The 20294-nt window shown below is 49.0% G+C and carries 17 protein-coding genes; 11 read left to right on the forward strand and 6 right to left on the reverse strand.

Going from position 1 to position 20294, the window contains the following annotated elements; all coding sequences use genetic code 11:
• The first annotated feature begins 165 nt into the window (after nucleotides 1-165).
• Complete coding sequence (gene dcm / locus N5E87_RS19410) at nucleotides 166-1827, forward strand: DNA (cytosine-5-)-methyltransferase (protein ID WP_279775754.1); 1662 nt, start codon at nucleotides 166-168, stop codon at nucleotides 1825-1827.
• A gap of 285 nt (nucleotides 1828-2112) precedes the next feature.
• Here dcm and N5E87_RS19415 read toward each other — a convergent pair whose 3' ends face one another.
• Nucleotides 2113-3228, reverse strand: coding sequence for a Fic family protein (locus N5E87_RS19415; protein ID WP_279775755.1), 1116 nt, complete (start codon nucleotides 3226-3228; stop codon nucleotides 2113-2115).
• A 304-nt stretch (nucleotides 3229-3532) separates the two neighbouring features.
• Between N5E87_RS19415 and N5E87_RS19420 the strand changes: the two genes are divergently transcribed.
• Entirely contained in the window at nucleotides 3533-4351 is an 819-nt protein-coding gene (locus tag N5E87_RS19420; RefSeq protein WP_279775756.1) for a sulfotransferase, read from the forward strand.
• 20 nt (nucleotides 4352-4371) lie between these two features.
• Here the strand turns inward: N5E87_RS19420 and N5E87_RS19425 are convergent, their stop codons facing one another.
• The 4 genes from N5E87_RS19425 to N5E87_RS19440 all read right to left on the reverse strand — a co-directional run bounded on the left by N5E87_RS19425 (nucleotide 4372) and on the right by N5E87_RS19440 (nucleotide 9483).
• Entirely contained in the window at nucleotides 4372-5796 is a 1425-nt protein-coding gene (locus N5E87_RS19425; RefSeq protein ID WP_279775757.1) for an MFS transporter, read from the reverse strand.
• Between the two features lie 115 nt (nucleotides 5797-5911).
• The gene (locus N5E87_RS19430) at nucleotides 5912-6976 is read right to left on the reverse strand and encodes an aminoglycoside phosphotransferase family protein (protein ID WP_279775758.1); all 1065 of its coding nucleotides are present in this window, start codon (nucleotides 6974-6976) and stop codon (nucleotides 5912-5914) included.
• Complete coding sequence (locus tag N5E87_RS19435; protein ID WP_279775759.1) at nucleotides 6960-7841, reverse strand: NTP transferase domain-containing protein; 882 nt, start codon at nucleotides 7839-7841, stop codon at nucleotides 6960-6962. The genes N5E87_RS19430 and N5E87_RS19435 overlap by 17 nt, the downstream gene beginning before the upstream one ends.
• A 145-nt stretch (nucleotides 7842-7986) precedes the next feature.
• Entirely contained in the window at nucleotides 7987-9483 is a 1497-nt protein-coding gene (locus N5E87_RS19440) for a hypothetical protein (protein WP_086903048.1), read from the reverse strand.
• A gap of 375 nt (nucleotides 9484-9858) precedes the next feature.
• Between N5E87_RS19440 and gmk the strand changes: the two genes are divergently transcribed.
• From gmk to N5E87_RS19485, 9 genes are all read left to right on the forward strand, one after another.
• A complete protein-coding gene (gene gmk / locus N5E87_RS19445) occupies nucleotides 9859-10482 on the forward strand; it encodes a guanylate kinase (RefSeq protein ID WP_086903081.1) in 624 nt (207 codons plus the stop codon).
• A 58-nt stretch (nucleotides 10483-10540) separates the two neighbouring features.
• Nucleotides 10541-10819: a DNA-directed RNA polymerase subunit omega gene (gene rpoZ / locus N5E87_RS19450; protein ID WP_011624339.1), complete on the forward strand. Its 279-nt coding sequence runs from the start codon at nucleotides 10541-10543 to the stop codon at nucleotides 10817-10819.
• A 43-nt stretch (nucleotides 10820-10862) separates the two neighbouring features.
• Nucleotides 10863-12965 (forward strand): bifunctional GTP diphosphokinase/guanosine-3',5'-bis pyrophosphate 3'-pyrophosphohydrolase, encoded by a 2103-nt coding sequence (spoT, locus tag N5E87_RS19455; protein ID WP_011624879.1) that lies wholly within the window; start codon nucleotides 10863-10865, stop codon nucleotides 12963-12965.
• Nucleotides 12966-12987: 22 nt separating this feature from the next.
• Complete coding sequence (locus tag N5E87_RS19460) at nucleotides 12988-13371, forward strand: RidA family protein (protein WP_011624341.1); 384 nt, start codon at nucleotides 12988-12990, stop codon at nucleotides 13369-13371.
• 232 nt (nucleotides 13372-13603) lie between these two features.
• On the forward strand, nucleotides 13604-15268 hold the full coding sequence (locus N5E87_RS19465) for an AMP-binding protein (protein WP_086903047.1): 1665 nt from the start codon (nucleotides 13604-13606) through the stop codon (nucleotides 15266-15268).
• A 170-nt stretch (nucleotides 15269-15438) separates the two neighbouring features.
• Nucleotides 15439-16389 carry a calcium/sodium antiporter gene (locus N5E87_RS19470; RefSeq protein ID WP_086903046.1) on the forward strand — a complete coding sequence of 317 codons (951 nt, stop codon included), beginning with the start codon at nucleotides 15439-15441 and terminating at the stop codon, nucleotides 16387-16389.
• Between the two features lie 178 nt (nucleotides 16390-16567).
• Nucleotides 16568-17272 carry a hypothetical protein gene (locus N5E87_RS19475; protein ID WP_086903045.1) on the forward strand — a complete coding sequence of 235 codons (705 nt, stop codon included), beginning with the start codon at nucleotides 16568-16570 and terminating at the stop codon, nucleotides 17270-17272.
• An 83-nt stretch (nucleotides 17273-17355) separates the two neighbouring features.
• Nucleotides 17356-18435: a sensor histidine kinase gene (locus N5E87_RS19480; protein WP_086903044.1), complete on the forward strand. Its 1080-nt coding sequence runs from the start codon at nucleotides 17356-17358 to the stop codon at nucleotides 18433-18435.
• Nucleotides 18435-19031, forward strand: coding sequence for a response regulator transcription factor (locus N5E87_RS19485; RefSeq protein WP_086903043.1), 597 nt, complete (start codon nucleotides 18435-18437; stop codon nucleotides 19029-19031). Before N5E87_RS19480 ends, N5E87_RS19485 begins: the two co-directional genes overlap by 1 nt.
• A gap of 5 nt (nucleotides 19032-19036) precedes the next feature.
• Here the strand turns inward: N5E87_RS19485 and N5E87_RS19490 are convergent, their stop codons facing one another.
• Nucleotides 19037-20155 (reverse strand): DUF1963 domain-containing protein, encoded by a 1119-nt coding sequence (locus N5E87_RS19490; RefSeq protein ID WP_279775763.1) that lies wholly within the window; start codon nucleotides 20153-20155, stop codon nucleotides 19037-19039.
• Nucleotides 20156-20294: the final 139 nt, after the last annotated feature.

Raw genomic sequence — 20294 nt, forward strand, 5'->3', positions numbered from 1 at the left:
CTTTCCCTGTAGGATCTAGGTTGATAATGCACACAACCTAAAACAAAAAACATTTTAAGTCAGTATATTAAGTAAAAATTGGGAGATCCCCCCCTCCTACCCAAGAAAAAGGGAAAAACGTGTGATAAAGTTCGACACACTTTTACCTGAAAATATTCAAAAGTAATGACCAGAGATATCGTAGCCCTTGGCGACCAACTGCATGAAAAACTCAACAAACAACTTGAACTACGCGCAAAGCGCCTTCTCAAATTTCTGATTGAAATCTATGACCAAAAAAATCTCGCTATCAAGCTGAATGAACTGGGCTTCAATACCAGCAGAGAAAGCCTTAATAAACTTTGCAAAGATCCAGAATCAGTCAGTGTTGGCCTAGATGAAAAAGCCATGAAACTGATACGTGAGCATCTTCTTCCCACCAAACCAAGCCATTGGGACGAACCCGATTTCAGATTTATTGACCTATTTGCCGGTATTGGTGGCTTACGTAAAGGATTTGAAGAAATTGGCGGGAAATGCGTTTTTACCAGCGAGTGGGAGCCCAAGGCACGACGTACCTATCTAGCAAATCACTACGTTGATGAACATGATCTGCCTTACTTTATCGATTCTGAGGAAGAAAACCCTGAAAAAAACAGATCTTTCATGGATATAACCAAAGTTACACTGAGCGGACATCCCAATCTCAGTGATGAGGAGAAGGCAGAGCATATACGCAAGCACATCCCAGCCCATGACGTACTGTTGGCAGGATTTCCCTGTCAACCATTCTCTATTGCCGGCGTATCCAAAAAGAATTCTCTTGGGCGCGCCCACGGTTTCGAATGCGAAACTCAGGGAACACTTTTCTTTGATGTTGAAAAGATTATCGAGGCAAGACAACCCCAATATTTTGTATTGGAAAACGTCAAAAACCTTAAGAGCCACGATAAAGGTAACACATTTGCAACTATCATCCGTACCCTAGACAGATTGGGATATTGGATATTAGATATCAGCAATGCAGGAAGTAATATTGAAGAAGCCATTTCCAACGTCAGAAAACGTAAGCAGGAACCAGCTATTCTTGATGGCATACATTTCATTCCTCAACATAGAGAACGCATCGTGCTGGTTGGTATTCGAAATGATCTCGTTGAAAAAAATCCCTTATTAAAAGCACTGTCCCTGAGCCAAATCGAAAAGCCTGAGATTCGCTACACCATCGCAGACATTCTTTGCGATCTCTCAGAGGATGAGCTTCGGAAGTACACTCTGACACCTAATCTATGGAATTATCTATATCACTATGCTCTGAAGCACAAAACCAAAGGAAATGGGTTTGGGTTTGGTCTGGTGAACCCAAAGAACAAGGATGCTGTTACAAGAACTTTGTCAGCCAGATATTACAAAGACGGCTCAGAAATTCTGATCAATCAATCAGGCCTGGAAAATGATTATTTAGAAGAAAAAAAACAGTTCGCCATCAATAAAAATATTGAGCGCGAAGAATTTGCAAGGGAATTTGTAGAGCATTTTCGGAGAGAAAACCCAAATGCTACTGACGCTAAGTGCTATGAAATGCTCAAAGAAGGGGAAAAGAAATATGATAATTGCAAGGGGAGATACACCCAAGAGTTTAATGCCCTCTACAAAACCCCTCGTCGCCTGACACCCAAGGAATGTGCTCGCTTGATGGGTTTTGAAAAACCTGAGTTTGATCGCAGTGAACAGGATACCAACTTCCGAATAGTTTGTGCTGACGCCAGTGCATACAAACAATTCGGTAACTCAGTCGTTGTCCCCGTGTTCCGTTCAGTGGCAAAACTTCTGAAATCTATAATGTAAGATCCAAACATTGAGTATCACTACCCACAATCAGTAGATCCTTAGATATGCTCCTTTGACTCACATGCCATAGTTATCTATGTAAAACTTAAACAAGTAACTGCAAAACTATTGACCCGTCTTTCGCTGTGGACATATAGAATGGCTTCATAGCGGAAAATGGTATCGATAAGCAGGCCCTCTGCGCCATGGATGGCGCAGAGGAGCCCTCATGGAAGAGTTTACGGCGTGCCTGCGGGCGATACCATTTTGTGGCCACTGTTGAGCCTTAAAGCTAAGCACTCACTACTGCCCACTCGCCAATAAGTACCTCGTACTTCGGCCGCCGGCGTTGGCTTTTACTAAGAAGCCTTGCTCGACCATTTGCGCAAGGTGACGGGTGGCGGTAGCGCGGCTTACCTTAGCGACCTTTTGATACTGGCTACTATTCATTCCTAATTCAAAATCGCCATCTAACATCCGATTGAGCACTTTGGCTTGCTCTTGACTCAATAAGGATTGATCGAGATTTTGCCAATACTGCGTTTTCCGAAGAGTCTTGTTCACCTCTCCCATCGCATTGAGTAAGCAATCATTGAGGGTTTCAAAAAACCATACTAACCAAGGAGTAATATCGACATCGCCCCTTTGGGTGGACTCTAAAATGTCATAGTAGGCTTGGCGACGGGCCAGAATACTGACCGACATAGCGTAAAAGCGAATTGAGCGTTTTTCCGCTTGCGCCAAAGCTAAATCGGTCAATAAACGCGTGATGCGCCCATTTCCATCATCAAGGGGGTGTAGAGTCACAAACCAAAGGTGAGTTATCGCCGCGCGGATAAGCGGATCTAAACCCAGATCTTGCCTTGATGCATTAAACCATTCAATAAACTGCGAGAGTTCAGCGTCCAAAGTCGCTCGAGAGGGTGCCTCAAAATGTACCGTTGGTTTATCAATCCGGCCTGAGACAACCTGCATAGGCGTATCGCCACGTAGCACTCCACCAATAACGGGGTTAAACAGCGTATAACCCTGGGGAAATAACTGTTTATGCCAACCTAATATCCGCTCAAGGGTTAACTCTGTATCTAAATTTTTTAAGGCATCGAGCATAATGTCAGCCAAACCATCGGTTTGCGCAGTGGTCGGATACGGTTTGTCTTCGGACACACCGAGTTTTTTAGCCAAGGATGAGCGCACCGAAGCTGCATTGAGCTTTTCACCTTCAATGGCACTGGAGTGGATAATATTAGCGAGTAAGGTGTCGAGTGCCGCCGCTGAGGTTAACTGGCTGTCGTCGTGACTTAGCATTTGCTTGCCGAGCAGTTGGCCCTGATTGAAATATACCTGACGTAGCAGGGCATCAACTCTGCTGATATTCCAATGAAATTTAGGCCAATCGGCTTGCTGCCAAATCCACATATCCTACCCCATGAGTCAAATAATAAGCCTATTCTACTCACACAATGAGTCAATTAACAAACCTATTTGCCTCACAAGACGAGGCAAATAATACAAGTAATCGCCTCATCTTGCCCAAATGCTTCTAGCATAAAGGGATTTATGCTGTTGATTGCCTCTACAAAGCAATACCGACGCAACGCCAGCTTTGCGCAGCCAAAACCGACTCACTGCGATATACTGCCAACGTTGATAAAACACTAATGTTAAAACCCCATTTACACACCCATCGCGACCACGCTGACAAGAATGCAGAGCCCAATCCATGCCTGATAACCCAACTATTGCCACCCTTCCCGATTCTCAAGGGCGTGACTATCGCGCAGATATACGACTCAATCAGCTACAGTGCGATTCGACTAAATCAAATTACACCAGGCCAAGTACAATCGAGCCAAATGCAACCAAGCCGAGTGCAATTAAGCATGAGTCGGTGATTGCCAAGCAAAAACATAAGCTTATTTTTATCGGTTTGCCCCGCACTGGGACGACGAGCGTAAGTGTGGCGTTATTGGAGCAAGGCTTAAAAGTGGCGCATATGGCGTTTACAAAAGAAGCCTTTATGCAGGCGGATGCGATTTCCGATGCGCCTTGTTTTAGCGATTTCAAACAATTGGATGGATTATTCCCCGAGACCAAGTTTGTTTATCTTGACCGTGAGTTAAGCGTTTGGGTGCCGTCGATGCAGATGTTACTCAGCCGAATGCTACCACATTTGGATGCCCAAACCGGTCGATTCCACCCAATCATGAAGCGCAGTTTTCGCCATAGCTTTGGTGTCGGTTTGGTTGAAAACCCGCAAGATGAACAACATCTTATCGATTGCTATCAGCGCCATAAAACAGAGGTGTTGGACTACTTTGCGGGTAGACACGACTTCCTCACTATAGATGTCAGCCGCCAAGGCGCCCTCGGCCAGCTATTAGCATTCATGGGATTAGCCAGCGCCGCAAACCAACAGAACTTTCCTAAACTCAATGTCGGCCGCAATGTCGCCAGTTGGGATGAATATAAACACCCGAATAAGATCAGCGCTAATGCCTCGGGGCCAGACAAACGTAAGTTCTTCGATTATAAGCTTTAACACCCTAACGGATAGTAAAGCTAATCAGGGGTATTTCGGCGTTTTACCACAGTTAACCAGTCGAGACTCACGCCCGAGATCGCATTAAACCCGCGGATACGGAAGATAAGTTGCAGTAACTGCGGCCGAGGCCTGACTTTCGGTTCGACCGAGCGCGGAATAAACCATAGTGTCACAAATGCGCGCAGTATGGTCGACACTAAAAACACCACAAAAATCGGGCTACTGATCCAAGTATTCCAACCTGACCAGACTAAAAAGTCTGCCGCATGGGAAGCTATCGTGCCACCGACCATAGCTCCCACAAACACCAATCCCGCACTCAGTGACGCCTGCAGTGCCGCATAGGTGGCAAAATCACTGCGAAAGGGACGAATATCATAAAGATAATTAGCGGTGCTCAGGGTAAAGCCGCTCCACGCTAGGCCCGAAAATGCCTGAATGATGAGAATATACAGATAGTTATCCGAGAACAGCCACAGCAGCGGCAAGCTTGGGATCATGCAGCTGGTGATAATCATCACCAAACGATTACCAAATTGATCGCTAAATCGCCCCCAAAACTTCAGCGTCACAAACTGAGTCGCTATAGAGGCCACGCTGGCTAGCACAAATTCGATGTAGCTAAACTTCAAGTCTTCCAGCATATACACGGCGAAAAACGGTGCAGAGATGGCCACCATCGCCTGCATACTGGCCACAAATAGGCTGTATTGGCGGAAAGTTTTATCCTTCCATGCTCCGCGAAAATTGCGGATGGTTTGAATAAATACGCCCCGCAGCTTGGCTTCGCGCGGATCCGGGTCGTGCATTTGCAATAACAACCAAGCCGAGACAAAACGCCCCATGGCCGCTATCGAAAACAGTAAAGTAAAGCCTAACCAGGCCATTTGAAGCGAATCGGTAAAGGTAAGAATCCCACCTCCAATAAAAAATACGCTTAAGGATGCGCCCATGGTTAAGCGAGTGCGCGCCGCAAAAAAGGCACCACGACGACGCTCGGGCACAATAGACCCCATCCACGCACGCCAATGGGGTTGGATAAGATTAATAAATCCGTGGTATCCCACGGCGAGCCCGATAAATATCCACACTGAGTTATCGGGACGAAAGGCCGCTAACGCGCCCATGCCCAATACCACCAACGCCTGCAAAGCCGCGCAGTAAACGATAAAACTACGGCGGGAAAAGTGACTCGCTAACCATACAGAAACCAGCTGCGACATCGCCCCAAAAAGCTGCGGTAAACCAGTAACAAAGCCCATTTGTGCAAGACTGGCACCGAGAAAAATTGCGTAAGCATTGAAAAAGTTATCACTCGTCGCCGTCATCATCGACGAAGCCACGGCTTCCTGCTGCGAGCGGCGCAGAGTGCATCTTAACCAGAGATTTCTAGCGCTACGGCGCGAACACGTTAATACAGTGGGAGCTTCGAGGGTGCCCATTCCAAGCCAAATCCATATGAGACTAGGGTTTTAATGTTGCAATTATGTCGTATATAAGCCAAAAACAAAACGCCCCAAATGGGGCGTTTGATTAGGACGTGTTGACGTTTCAGGGTTAGAAGTAAGCCTGTAACTCGGCTTCTTGATCTAACAGGCTTTGATACAAGGTAAATTGATTCGCAGCCCTATCCAAATTATGGCCCTCACGGTGCACATGGAAATACACGTCACCATTCAGATAGTCCGTTAAAAAACGCACGCCAATCATCAAGCAAATCACTCGCGCCCCGAGCCAGAGGCTACGTTTTTCGACCTCAGTTAACACTTCACCCAGCTCACTTAAATAACCACGGCAAATGGCGGCAAAGATGGATTGGCGCACTTTAACATTCTCAAGGGCGGTCGAATCTTCGGCTTCAGGCGAGCAGAAGGTACGCACCATATCGCCAAAGTCATACATCAGATGCCCTTTCATGCAGGTATCGAGATCGATAATTGCCATACTCGACATGTCGCGCTTATCAAACAGCATGTTGTTGATTTTAGTGTCGTTATGGCAAATACGCAGCGGGAGCTGTGGCGAAATCTCGGCGAGCTCATCTAATAAACTCTGCTGTGACAGGGCGTAATCGACCCAGTTACGGCATGAGTCTAACCGCTTAGTTTTATCCTGTTGCACCGCTTGGCGCAGCATTTCCATCCGTCCCGGCAAATGGTGGAACTGCGGGATCACATCCTCAAGCTGAGTGGCGTCGAAATCACTCAAGGCACAGGCAAAATGACCAAAAGCTTTAGCGGCCATTTCGGCTTCGGCTTCAGACTTGACCACTTCGATACTTAGACTGTGGGGCAAATAACTGATGGCGCGCCAAAATCCCTGCTCACCCAAGTCGATCGCCAGCTCACCCTCTTGAGTAAGGCATGGACTCACCACTTGAAGACCATATTGCTGTTGTAATGCCTTGGCGCATAAATGATGGCTTATCTTATCCGCATTACTTACCAATGCCTGCGGCGTCTTAAACACTTGGGTGTTAATACGTTGCAGCACTAATTCACCCGAAGGCCAACGCACTAACAAGGTATCGTTAATATGACCATTCCCTAACGCTGAGATTTTTGCTTCGTCAGCTTCAATTCCAAAATGAGGCAACACTGACTGCCTAATGAGTTTTATCACTCAATAACTCCATTAATTTTTGCTTTACCCAGACAGTATCCTGCGGATAGGTCACACCGAGCCAAGGTTCGCTGGCCACATCGACAAATACGGGCACACCTTGCTCAATTCCCGCCTGAACCACGGCGGGCAAATAGCATTCAGATTTAGGCAATTGGCCTTGTTGTTCGATAAACTCGATTAATTCACGTTTAATAACATCAAATATGCTTGGCGAGAAGCCCCAACAAGTCATTGAGACCAGCGACTGTGAAGGAAGCGGTGCCAATCCCTCAGGGCCTTCGCCGATAAAACCATGATCTTGGGCTTGAATATTCAACCATTCAGCGACTGAGCGCAGTTGCCCCTGCTCCACTTGGCATAAGCCACGATTCACGCCACCGTGCTCAGATAACGTCAGCTCAATCGGATAAGCCACCATCATCCAATCGTTAGGTCTGGCGGTTAATCCCTTCGCTAAAGAAGCAAAGGCGCTGTCGCCGTAAAAATCATCGGCATTGATCACCGCCATAGGCCCATTGACACTATCACGGGCGCACCACAGGGCATGAGCAGTCCCCCAGGGCTTTAAACGATGGCTTACATCCGCAAGCTGCGTGTCGTTAGGCAAATCGGTGAGCGACTGATAACAAAAGTGATACTCAAAGTGAGCTGGTAAAAAGCGTATCAACAGTTCGTGGAGTTCCGCTTCTAATTCGGGGCGGATCACCAGCACGGCACGCTTAAATCCGCTGCGGATCGCCGACTGTATCGATAACACCAACATGGGTTCGCCCGCAGGACCGAGGGAGACCAATTGCTTATCGCCGCCAAAACGACTACCTAGCCCTGCCGCCATAATGACTAAGGTCAAATCTGTATTCATGTGGGATTAATGTTCAGTTCGTATTAAAGATATTTTCCCGAACCTCGCCGCAATCGGCTTTGCGAGCACATTTAAAACAAGATTGGAGAAAAAGAGGAGCAAAAGTGTAATCTACCCCTCTAGTCCTGACTAGAATTTTATCGATTTAACGGGCTAAATAATTACCAAAATTGCGATTAGGCTCTAAAACCGCTTGGCTGCCCTTGAGGCTGAACTTGTAACCACACAAACCAATGCTGCCACGACGGGCCAAATCAGTGATAATACTGGCGGTATCCAGCGGCGTGAAACGCGCCTCCGTTGCCGAATCGTCCAGCAAGTCTACGCTGATAGTGCGATACTCAGTGCCATTATTAAACACCAGCGCACTACAACTCTTATCGCCCTTGGCCGTGGCAATAGACCACAGGTTTTGCGGCTTACCACGTTCGCCTAACCAGCGAATAATTAACACATCTTGCTCTAACGCCACCGAAAAACCATCGGGCATATCTAAGGTCACACGATCGCTTGCGGCAATAGGCGCCGAGGGCACGACAGGAACAACCTCTTCAGCCTGTGACTCATCACTATTGGGCCATAATCCCCACACTAACAGCACTAACAATACCGCCCCCACACCACCGCCGACGGGCAGCCAATAACGGCGCTCAAGCTTGGGTAAAGAAGGCAACTTAATAAAACGTCTATAGGGGGCAAAAAACTCAGCCACACCTCTAAACAGCTCTGTCATCGAGCCCGACTCTTTCGCCTCGGCGCGGCGACGACGCACTTCTTCAGCATGCTCTGTATCGTTAAAGGCTGCGGTATCTTCATCGGGATCGAAACGCCATACTGGCTCATCACTGTGCTCGGCAGGGTCGAGCGGTGCCCGCTTAAACTCCGCGCCCTGTAAATCGACTTGGGCTAAATCCACATCGGCGATGTCGATACGAGTTTGTTCGACTCGGCTCTGATTAGCAGGACGAAAATCGGCGTGGCTCTCGAGTAACGCATCTTGCACGACAAAGTCAGCTGGATTTTGCGTCATTTTCGTTAACGCATCGAAACGTAGCTCATCTTGGCGCAAGGCATCCAACTCGGCGTCCACAACGGGGGCAGCACTTGTAGGCTCAGTATGAGAATAGGTTTCGGCCGCTGTCGATACCGGAATATCCGGCGCAGCATGGGAGACGGTGGCATTCTGTGCCGCAGCAGCCTTTGGTGTTAATACGGGCTCGACTCGGCGACGGGGAATAGCCTGCGAGGTAGGGGTATCTAATGCTGGGCCATAATAGCCCAAACGGTATTCCACTAACGTAGGAGAGGTTAAACGCGTGCCCCAAAAGGTCGCACCAGCGCCCAAAACCAGCCCTAGAATGGCAACTACGGGCGGCGCAGCCACTATATACAGCGCCAGTAAAATCAGTAGCGGCAGAATAAATACCGCAACCAAGGCCTTAGGCTTAGCCGCATCATTTAAACGGCGCAGCGCCGTAAGGGCGAGCAAAGGTAAGCCCACTAGTGCTAAAAGATACATTAAAAAGTTCGGCCCAAATGCGGCGACAGCCAGTGAAATGCCCAAATACACACCAACACTGATGGCCACAAAGCGGGGACGGGAATCACGCCCATGAAGGCAGAAAAGAGATTTTAACAGCACGACCCTTCCTTTATAGTGAAATTATCCTAGCGCACACGACTCTCAATGTCGCATAGGCACGAGCGTAACGAATTTAGCCGCAATTGTCAGTGCAATAAGGCGCTAGACGGATAAAAATGCCGATAATATCTATCTAAAACTAAATCAGGCTTAAATCTCGGGTCAACGGCTATGTGTCTAAGCACTGCGATTTCAAACCTTGGCCCACGCAGTAACGGTGAAGAGTAAATTCGCCAATCGGGACAACGTCCTTCAATAAAAACCGTCATAGACTACAATTGCCGACTAACTAGCCCTAGCGTTTTTAAGGTCAAAATCTGTATAATGCTCGGCTTTCTGGGCCCTTCTTGCGTTAACCAACTGGATATTTTGCTCATGACCGCACGCGGAAATTTATTTATTGTTTCAGCCCCGAGTGGTGCTGGTAAATCCTCGCTGATTTCGGCGCTGCTGAAAGACAAACCCGCCGACATGCAGGTTTCAGTGTCGCACACTACCCGTGCGCCTCGCCCCGGCGAAGTGAATGGTCAGCACTACCATTTTGTTAATGTTGAAGAATTTAAAGCACTGATCGCGCAAAATGCCTTTTTCGAGTGGGCTGAAGTGTTCGGTAACTACTATGGCACGTCACGCCACGTCATTGAGCACACTTTGACCCAAGGTATCGATGTTTTCCTCGATATCGACTGGCAAGGTGCCCAGCAGGTTAAAGCCGTAATGCCTGAGGCCGTGGGCGTGTTTATTCTACCGCCCTCAAGGGATGAGCTAGAACGACGTCTCACCGGCCGCGGCCAAGACAGTGCTGATGTGATCGCTAGCCGTATGGCACAGGCGGTTTCTGAAATGTCGCACTATAAAGAATATGATTTTATTATCGTCAATGACGATTTTGACACAGCACTGGCCGATCTGCGGGCGATCATTCGCAGCCAACGCTTAACGGGTGCTAGTCAGATCCACGCGCAAAATGATATGCTTAACGATCTGTTGGCAGGCTAACTGCCTTAGTGTACAATTTTGCGTCATTTTTTCCCTAGATAAACTGGAGTTTCAACACATGGCTCGCGTAACTGTAGAAGACGCCGTAGAACAAATCGGCAACCGTTTTGATATGATCCTGGTTGCGGCGCGTCGTGCTCGCCAAATCGCCGTGCAGGGTAAAGACCCTATGGTTGAAGAGATGAACGACAAGCCAACGGTTATCGCCCTGCGTGAAATCGAACTAGGTTTAGTGAATGCTCACACTTTAGATGCTGACGAGCGTCAATCAGTGCGTGAGCGTGAAGCAGCTGAAATCGCAGCTGTTGCCGCCATCGCTGAAGGTCGTTCACTATAAGTCTAATTGAGTCACACCTGTTTGGGTAAAGGAGAGCTGCCACTTGTATCTGTTTGAAGGTCTAAAGGAGTCTGCTTCCGGTTACTTAGAACCCGAACAGGTAGAATTGCTCAAGCAGGCGTACCAAGTTGCGCGTGATGCCCATGAAGGGCAAATGCGCACCAGCGGCGAACCTTATATTACCCATCCGGTTGCGGTTGCCCGCATCCTCGCCGAGATGCGTCTCGATCACGAGACGCTGATGGCTGCTTTGCTGCACGACACCATCGAAGATACCTATGTCACCAAAGAGGACTTGGCCGAACAATTTGGCGAAGCCGTGGCTGAGCTGGTTGAAGGGGTGTCTAAGCTCGACAAGCTGAAATTTCGCGATAAAAAAGAAGCCCAAGCGGAAAACTTTCGCAAAATGATGATGGCGATGACGCAGGATATCCGCGTTATTCTCATCAAGCTTGCCGACCGCACCCACAACATGCGTACCTTAGGTGCGTTGCGTCCTGACAAACGCCGCCGCATTGCCCGCGAAACCTTAGAGATTTACGCGCCGATAGCCAACCGACTCGGTATTCACAATATCAAGACCGAGTTAGAGGATTTAGGCTTCCAGGCCTATTATCCGATGCGCTATCGGGTGTTGAAGGAAGTGGTTAAAGCTGCCCGAGGCAACCGTAAAGAGCTCATTCAAGGCATTGAGGCTGCGGTACTCACCCGCCTAAACGATGCGGGCATTAAAGGCAAAGTTAAAGGTCGCGAGAAAAACCTCTACTCCATCTATAACAAGATGCAGAGCAAGGAACTGCAGTTCCAAGAGGTGATGGATATCTACGCCTTTCGCGTCATCGTCGACTCCATCGATACTTGCTACCGCGTGCTCGGTGCCATGCACGGCCTGTATAAACCGCGTCCGGGTCGCTTTAAAGATTATATCGCTATCCCAAAAGCCAACGGCTATCAGTCGTTACATACCTCGTTATTCGGCCCACACGGCGTGCCCGTCGAGATCCAAATTCGTACCGAAGATATGGATCAAATGGCCGACAAAGGGGTTGCGGCCCACTGGGCTTATAAAGGCGGCGCCGATGGTCAAGGCACTACCACGCAAGTGCGTGCTCGCAAGTGGATGCAAAGCTTGCTGGAACTACAACAGAGCGCCAGCACCTCCTTCGAATTCGTGGAGAACGTTAAAACTGAACTCTTCCCCGAAGAGATTTACGTCTTTACCCCCGAAGGTCGCATTTTAGAATTACCGGTTAACGCCACCGCCGTCGACTTTGCCTATGAAGTCCACACCGATGTGGGCAATACCTGTGTCGGCGCCCGTGTTAACCGCCAAGCTTATCCGTTAAGCCAGCCATTAATCTCCGGTCAAACCGTTGAGATCATTACCGCCAAAGGCGCGCGTCCGAATGCCGCTTGGCTTAACTTTGTGGTGACGGGTAAAGCCCGCGCCAAAATCCGCCAAGTGCTCAAGAGCCTAAAAGCAGATGATGCTATCGCTCTTGGCCGCCGCTTGCTTAACCATGCGCTGGGTAAAACCAAACTCGATAGCATCCCTGCCGAGCAGATTGATAAAGTCGTGCGCGATACCAAGCACGCCAATTTAAATTCCTTACTCGCCGACATTGGCCTTGGCAATGCCATGAGCATAGTCATCGCCCAACGTTTGATTGGCGATAATTTAGAGAATCAGGAGAGCCGCGATTCTCACCTGATGCCAATCCGTGGTGCCGAAGGCATGTTAGTAACCTTCGCCAACTGTTGTCGCCCTATTCCAGGTGATGCGGTGATTGCCCACGTGAGCCAAGGTAAAGGCTTAGTCGTCCACATGGAAAACTGCGCTAACATTCGCGGTTACCAAGGCGAACCCGATAAATACATTCCCGTACAGTGGGACAATGTCGAAGGCGTCGAGTATCAAGCCAATCTGCGGGTGGAAATTGTTAACCACCAGGGCGCGCTGGCGAAGATCACCTCGATTATCGCCGCCGAAGGCTCGAATATTCATAACCTTAGCACCGAAGAACGCGATGGCCGCGTTTACTTGATTAACCTGCGGATTTCGGTGAAGGACAGGATTCATTTAGCTAACGTGATGCGCCGTATCCGGGTACTGCCCGAGGTATTACGTACATCCCGTAATCGTTAATCATTACTTTAGAGAGAGCGTCATGGCAGAAAAAATCATTATCGCGACCGAAAACGCCCCAGCGGCAATTGGCACTTATTCTCAAGCGGTTAAAGTCGGCAATACAGTGTATTTATCCGGCCAAATCCCACTGGTGCCAAGCACAATGCAAATCGTGAGCGATGATTTTGAGGCGCAGGTAGTGCAAGTGTTTGAAAACTTAACCGCCGTTTGTACCGCAGCTGGCGGCACGATCAACGATATCGTTAAGCTCAATATCTTCCTGACGGACTTAAGCCACTTCGCCAAAGTGAATGAAATCATGAGCCGTTACTTTAGCCAACCTTACCCTGCTCGCGCCGCTATCGGTGTGAAGCAACTGCCTAAGGATGCGCAAGTCGAAATGGACGGCGTGATGGAGCTGTAAGCTTCCACCGATTTTACGAGGCGCTTAGGCGCCTTTTTTATTGCCTAATGCGCCCGCGACTCCTGCTCTGACCTGTGATTAAGTTCATTTTCATTTCATACTCAAACGATAGGCTAGTCCGCCAATTTTAAGATTTTACAATCTTGCAAACTATTTGCGTGGCCTCACAAAACTCGCCATACTGGGCACCTATGTTGGGGTTAAAATAACAATAAAGAACAGGGAATTGCCTATGGATAATGCGATTAAGACGCCAATCGAAATGTTGGCGCACTGGGCGAATACACGTGGGGATGAAATCTATTTGCGCCAGCCCATCAAGGGTCAATACCTTGATTTCACGTGGAATGAAGTGCAAGAAAAAGTGCAGCAACTCGCGGGTGCACTGCGCCATTTAGGCCTAGAGCCGGGCGATAAGATTGCCGTGCTTTCTAAAAACTGCGCCGAATGGTTTATTACCGACCTCGCCCTGATGCACGGCGGCTATATCAGCGTTCCCATCTACCCAACCGCCAATACAGATACTATCCGCTATGTGCTTCAACATAGTGGTGCCAAAGCAATTTTCCTCGGCAAGCTCGACCACTGGGCCGATCAAGAAGCCGGCGTCGGCGGCGAATTACTCCGCCTTGCCATGCCCTATGAAACCATGCCGGCTCAATATCAATGGGAACAACTGCTCAAGATGGGCAACCCTTTGATTGAAGCGCCGTTACCTGAGCCAGATCAGACCATGACCCTGATTTACACCTCGGGCTCCACGGGCCAACCTAAGGGCGCGATTCAGACGTTTGCCAGCTATGGCTGGACTTGCCAAGCCGTGGTGCGCGATCTGCGTACCAATGGTAACGACAGATTATTGTCCTACTTACCTTTAGCGCATATTACCGAGCGCGTGGCGATCGAAGGCTCGTCTTTCTATTCCGGCAGCACCGTCGCCTTCGTCGAAAGCTTAGACTCCTTCGTTGCCGATGTTCAGCGCGCTAAACCAACGGTATTTTTCTCGGTTCCGCGCCTGTGGAGCCTGTTCCAGAAGAACATTATCGACAAGATTGGTGTTGGCAAACTCAATCTACTGCTTAAGATCCCACTGATTAGCAGCCTAGTAAAACACAAGATCCACAAAGGGTTAGGACTTAACCATTGCCGCTTACTCGGCTCTGGCTCGGCGCCTATTCCGCCTTCACTCATTCACTGGTATCACAGCATTGGCTTGGATATTTGTGAAGCCTGGGGCATGACGGAAAACTGTGCTTACTCCATCATCAACTACCCCTTCGATGCCCGTAAAATCGGCACTGTGGGTAAACCCGTGCAGGATTGCCAAATCCGCCAGGGTGAAGATGGCGAACTGCTGCTGAAGAGTCCCGGCCTGATGACGGCCTATTATCTGCAACCCGAAGCGACAGCGGCGGCCTTCGATCCCGATGGTTTCTTCCATACTGGCGATCTCTGCTCTATCGACGCCGATGGTTGCGTGACTATTACTGGCCGCGTGAAGGACAACTTTAAAACCGCTAAGGGTAAATACGTCGCTCCAGTACCCATTGAACGTAAGCTCGCGCAGGATCCCCATGTGGAGCTGATTTGCGTCATTGGTTCCGGCCTGCCGCATCCCGTCGCGTTAGTGCAACTTTCCGAGGGCGCAACCTTACAAGCCCGCGAAGAAGTTCGCGCATCCTTAAAAGCGACACTCGATAGCGTGAACCCACATTTAGAGTCCCATGAACATGTGGATGCGATTGTGGTTGTGAACGAGCCTTGGACCATCGAAAACGATGTGTTAACCCCGACACTGAAGATCAAACGTCATGTGCTCGAGAAGGCGTTTAGCGAACGTGTCGACGGTATTCGCGGTGCGCAAGTGCGCTGGGAAGATGAGTTATCTGCAAAATAACCTATCGAATCTTGAAGTAATGACACTCACCTCTAAAGCACACCTTTTTGGTGTGCTTTTTTATGACATATTCTGTCAAAACGGTTGAAAAACACGTATCATGTGCGCCTGTCAGCATAAGCTGATACACCTTAAATCAATTCACTCAATCAGGTTTAACAGAGTCTAAAATGCTCATTGCACTTTCAATTATCGGCGGCTTTATCATTTTAACCTTAGGCGCAGAAGCCTTAGTCCGTGGCGCGAGCTCGATCGCCCTACGTCTTGGCATCACGCCCCTCATCATCGGCTTAACCATTGTGGCCTTTGGTACCAGCGCGCCCGAACTTGCGGTGAGTGTTAAGTCAGCACTGGCGGGCAATAGCGGCATTGCACTGGGTAACGTGATCGGCTCTAACATTGCCAACATTGGTTTGATTTTGGCGATAACGGCGCTTATTCGCCCGATTCAAGTACAGTCACAAATGGTAAGACGGGATATCCCCTTGATGATCCTCGCCTCTATGCTGTTTTGGGGATTGTTATTGGATGGCGAACTCAGCCTGATTGACGGCGTGATTTTATTATCACTGCTTGTTGGCTACCTAGTATTCAGCTATTTCAGCTCGAAAAATACCACAGATGCCGACGGCGAAATCATCGAAGAAGGCCCTAAAAACCCATTACTCTCAGTGGCATTTATTGTTGTAGGCATCGGCATGTTAGTCGGTGGCGGGATTTTATTTGTGAATGGCGCTGTCGATTTAGCCAAGGTATTTGGCGTGAGCGAAGTCATTATCGGCTTAACCATTGTCGCTATCGGCACCAGTATGCCAGAGTTAGTGACCTCTGTTTTAGCGGCGCTCAAAGGTGAAAGCGATATCGCTATCGGTAACGTGGTTGGCTCTAACCTATTCAACATTTTAGGTATTTTAGGTGTAACTGCGATTGTGCACCCAGTATCGGCCCTAGGTTTCCAATCCTTCGACTTTATCGTGATGCTCGCCTTAGCCGTGGTGATTTTACCCTTCGCTTGGTCAGGACTGCGTATCGGTCGCCGTGAAGGTGCCACACTGCTTGTCGCTTACTTAGGTTACATGGTGTACCTCGTCAACCAAGCCAGCACCCAAGCGGTCGTATAACCCGCTGCGCCTCATCTTACAAAAAACACCGGAGCCTCTCCGGTGTTTTGCTTTTAGGCCTAAGACATGACATTTGTCATGCCCAATTGATGACCTTTGTGCCTGCACTCAGGTCAAGGTATTTCTGATAATGAAGCCGTTCCCAAGCAATGGGTTATCACTTCAATAAGGAAATACCATGAAAACACTCTTACTATTATCGAGCCTTGCCCTCGCCTGCACGCCGGTATTCGCGGCTTCCAACTCGAGTCTCAATATCGCAGAAGTCGACAAAGCCGCAAGTACCTTGAATATCGAAAAATTACAACAGCTCAGCACGACAACGCAGGATTACGAAGCGGCTTATGCCAACTACCGCTTAGCCATCAGCGCCAATGTAATGGGACAAAAAACCTTAGCAGCTCAGGCCTTAGCCTCAGCTCAAACCAGCTTAGAAACCCTCAATAATACCCAAGCCGATGCCGAATCCCTCGCGCTATTATCATCCGTGTATGGCATGCAAATCGCCTTGGACAACAGTAAAGGCGCTGAGCTTGGGATTAAATCCGCCAATGCCATCGCCCAAGCCGAACAGCTGGCACCGCTTAACCCGCGGGTGGCATTAGTGAAAGCAATTGCCGCCTATAATACGCCCGCCATGTTTGGTGGCAGCATGCAAGTTGCCAAGACACTCGCCAGCAGCGCCATTGAGCGGTTTAATCAACCTTGCGAGGACATTTGCTGGGGTGAGGCAGAGGCTTACACTTGGCGCGGACTCGCAAAACAGGAGTTAGGTGACGCCCAAGGGGCGATCGAAGATTGGCAGCAGGCACTGCAAGTGGAAAAAGATTATGGTTGGGCTAAGTTTTTACTTCAACAAAATCAGCAAATAAGTGCAAAATAATCCCAGAACAGGCAAAAGGATTGGCTGACGTTTGCGGCCAATCCTGCCATCGGTAGCCAGCTATTGGCATTATGCGAAGCGTTATGACTCAACACTCAGTGCAAATAGAACAAAAAATCGCATGGGTTTACCTGATAAATTTGGCGTTTTATCTGATCCCGCTGTTTGTCACGCCCTATCCGAGCTGGCAGATAGGACTCATTTTAGCCATACTTATTCCCTTTATTTACAGCTACTTTTGGGCCTATCGCTGCCATACTCGAGTGGCTTATCGACCCATCAGCGTCATGCTATTGTTGGCGATTGCCATCACCCCCATCAATCCTGGCTCTATTTCTCTCTTTACCTTTGCCAGCTTCTTTATTGGCTTCTTCTATCCGCTCAGAGTCAGCCTATTAAGTTGGTTTGGGATTTTGGTTTTACTGTTCCTACTCAACCACTTTAGCCAATTCAACAGCTTGTATTTCCCAGTGTATGGCTCGGCGTTAGTTTTCGGGGTTGGCATGCTGGGGATAGCCGAGCAAAAACGTTATCAGCATAGATTGAAGGAGCGACAAAGCGCGCAGGAGATCAGCACCTTAGCGACCATGGTTGAACGGGAGCGTATCGCCAGAGACTTGCACGATATCATGGGGCACAGTCTGTCATCGATTGCCCTAAAAGCTGAACTGGCCGAAAAACTGCTCGCCAAACAAGAATATCAATTAGCGACCACTCAGCTGCAAGAGCTAGGACAAATTGCCCGGGAGAGCTTGAGCCAAATAAGGCATACGGTCTCAGATTATAAACATAAAGGGTTGGCCAGCTGCGTCACCCAGTTATGTAACACCCTAAGGGACAAGGGCATCGCGGTGGAGCTACTAGGCGAGTTGCCCAAATTATCCGCCAGAGCAGAGAGTCAACTCGGTTTAGTGCTCACTGAGCTCGTTAATAATATTCTGCGCCACAGCAGTGCCAGCCAATGCCGCATTCAGTTTCGCGAGCAGGCCGATAGCCTTATCGTCGATGTGCAAGATAACGCCCCAACAAGCCCTATTATCGAGGGTAACGGCCTAACAGGGATCCGCGAGCGGCTCGCTAGCCTTGGGGGACATTTAAACTATGATCTTGAACAGGGATACGCCTTTAGCGTCAGTTTACCTTTGCAGGGAGCAACAGATTAATGCACATTCTTCTCGCGGAAGATCAGGCCATGGTGCGCGGCGCGCTCGCAGCACTGTTAACCCTAGCTGGCGGTTTTACCATCACCCAAGCCAGCAATGGCGATGAAGCCTTAAGCCTGCTGAAACAACAACATTTCGATCTGCTATTGACGGATATCGAAATGCCAGGTCGCACCGGCCTAGAATTAGCGTCTTGGTTGAAAGAACAACATAGCCATACCAAGGTCGTGGTTATCACTACCTTTGGCCGCGCAGGTTACATCAAACGCGCCATTGAAGCGGGCGTGGGTGGTTTTTTACTGAAGGATGCGCCCTCGGAAACCTTAGTCAACGCCATCCAACAGGTGATCGCGGGCAAGCGGGTTATCGATCCTGAGCTGGTAATCATGGCGATTGGCGATATCGATCCCCTCAATGATAAAGAGCGCCGCGCCCTACGTTTTGCCAGTGAAGGCAAATCCACCGCCGAGATAGCCGAGATGCTGTTTATTGCCGAAGGCACGGTACGTAACTATCTATCCGAAGCCATTGCCAAACTCAATGCGAGCAACCGAATCGATGCCGCCCGTATCGCCAAGCAAAAAGGTTGGTTATAGCTCTGCTAGTTGTCATAAATGCAGTAAATGCGGTCGAATTTTCCTAAGGCTAAATCATCCCGATGGATAATAAAATTCAACTGCATTGAGTGCTCACTATAGACGGCTTTGAACAGCACCAGATAATCTTCAGCATTGCCGCCTAATTCAGCCGCGGCGTGGAGCTCCGGGGCTTTATAGCGGCTATCACCATGACCATTAATGCTGGCGATACCATTGTAATACGGCAGCGGCTGCTTGGGGACGAGCAATGCCTGCAAGTTGGATGACTGCCAGTTGGTATTAGCCCATTGCGATTGAGTGAGAATCTGACCAGGGATAAACCCGTGCTCATTCAATTGTATCAGCTCATAGCCCTTGAGCTGATCTTGCCACTCTGGTACCAATTCATCATCTACAACCGCTAGGGCCTCCAGCACCATGGCTTGTTGCGGTTCTGGTAGCGCTTGTAAACGTGCCTTGGCTATCTTTACTAAATGCGGGTTGTCACTATTAATCATGTCAGGGGCTATCATCTTAATGCTGGCAATCCCCTGAAGTTGATAAGCCGCCTCATACTCATAGTTTGCACAGACAGCATCGTCGAACTTAAGTTCAGCAATCGCTTTCCCAGAGTTAATAAGCTGCTGATCTTCAGCGACATAATAGACATGGCCGCGAAGCATTTCCGAGAATCGCCAGCGCTCCAAGAAGAACAACAATCGCCCTTCTCGGGGCAAATAAGATTGAAACGCCTTCAGGTCGCTACAGTTGAGCTGTGCGATAAATTGCATGGGCACACGGAAGGCCTGCGCTGACTCGTCCCAGTCCCAATCTTGCGACCAACAATAATGCTCCTCGACATACTCGCGAGTGTGGTCGAATTCCTCAGCGTAAGCATCCAACATCTCCTCCCGTCCGACCAAAGTCACCGGATAATCCATGCCAACAGGCAAATCCGGCAATCCACCTAGTCGGCTGTTACCTAACTGGGCATAGTCTTCGTTTGCGTAGGGATAGAGGTCGACACTACTGCGAATAAACGCCGAAAGGACGTTGGCAAGGTTGGGGTCTTTAAACTGTGCCAGCTTTTGCTCGAGTAGCTGCTGACGAATGGGGGAATTTTCTGCTAACAACATATCCATATTTACCTCACTGCTCCAATATTGGCTTTTTATCATTTCTATCAAATATTTGCTATCGCTTAACCGTTCAAGCTGCCAATGCTGTCACGCTAACGCTACCGCCTGAGTCAGCCGCTTGCGCCAGAGGCGGACAGCGCCT

This window comes from Shewanella sp. GD03713 (assembly GCF_029843705.1).
Taxonomy (GTDB): Bacteria; Pseudomonadota; Gammaproteobacteria; order Enterobacterales; family Shewanellaceae; genus Shewanella.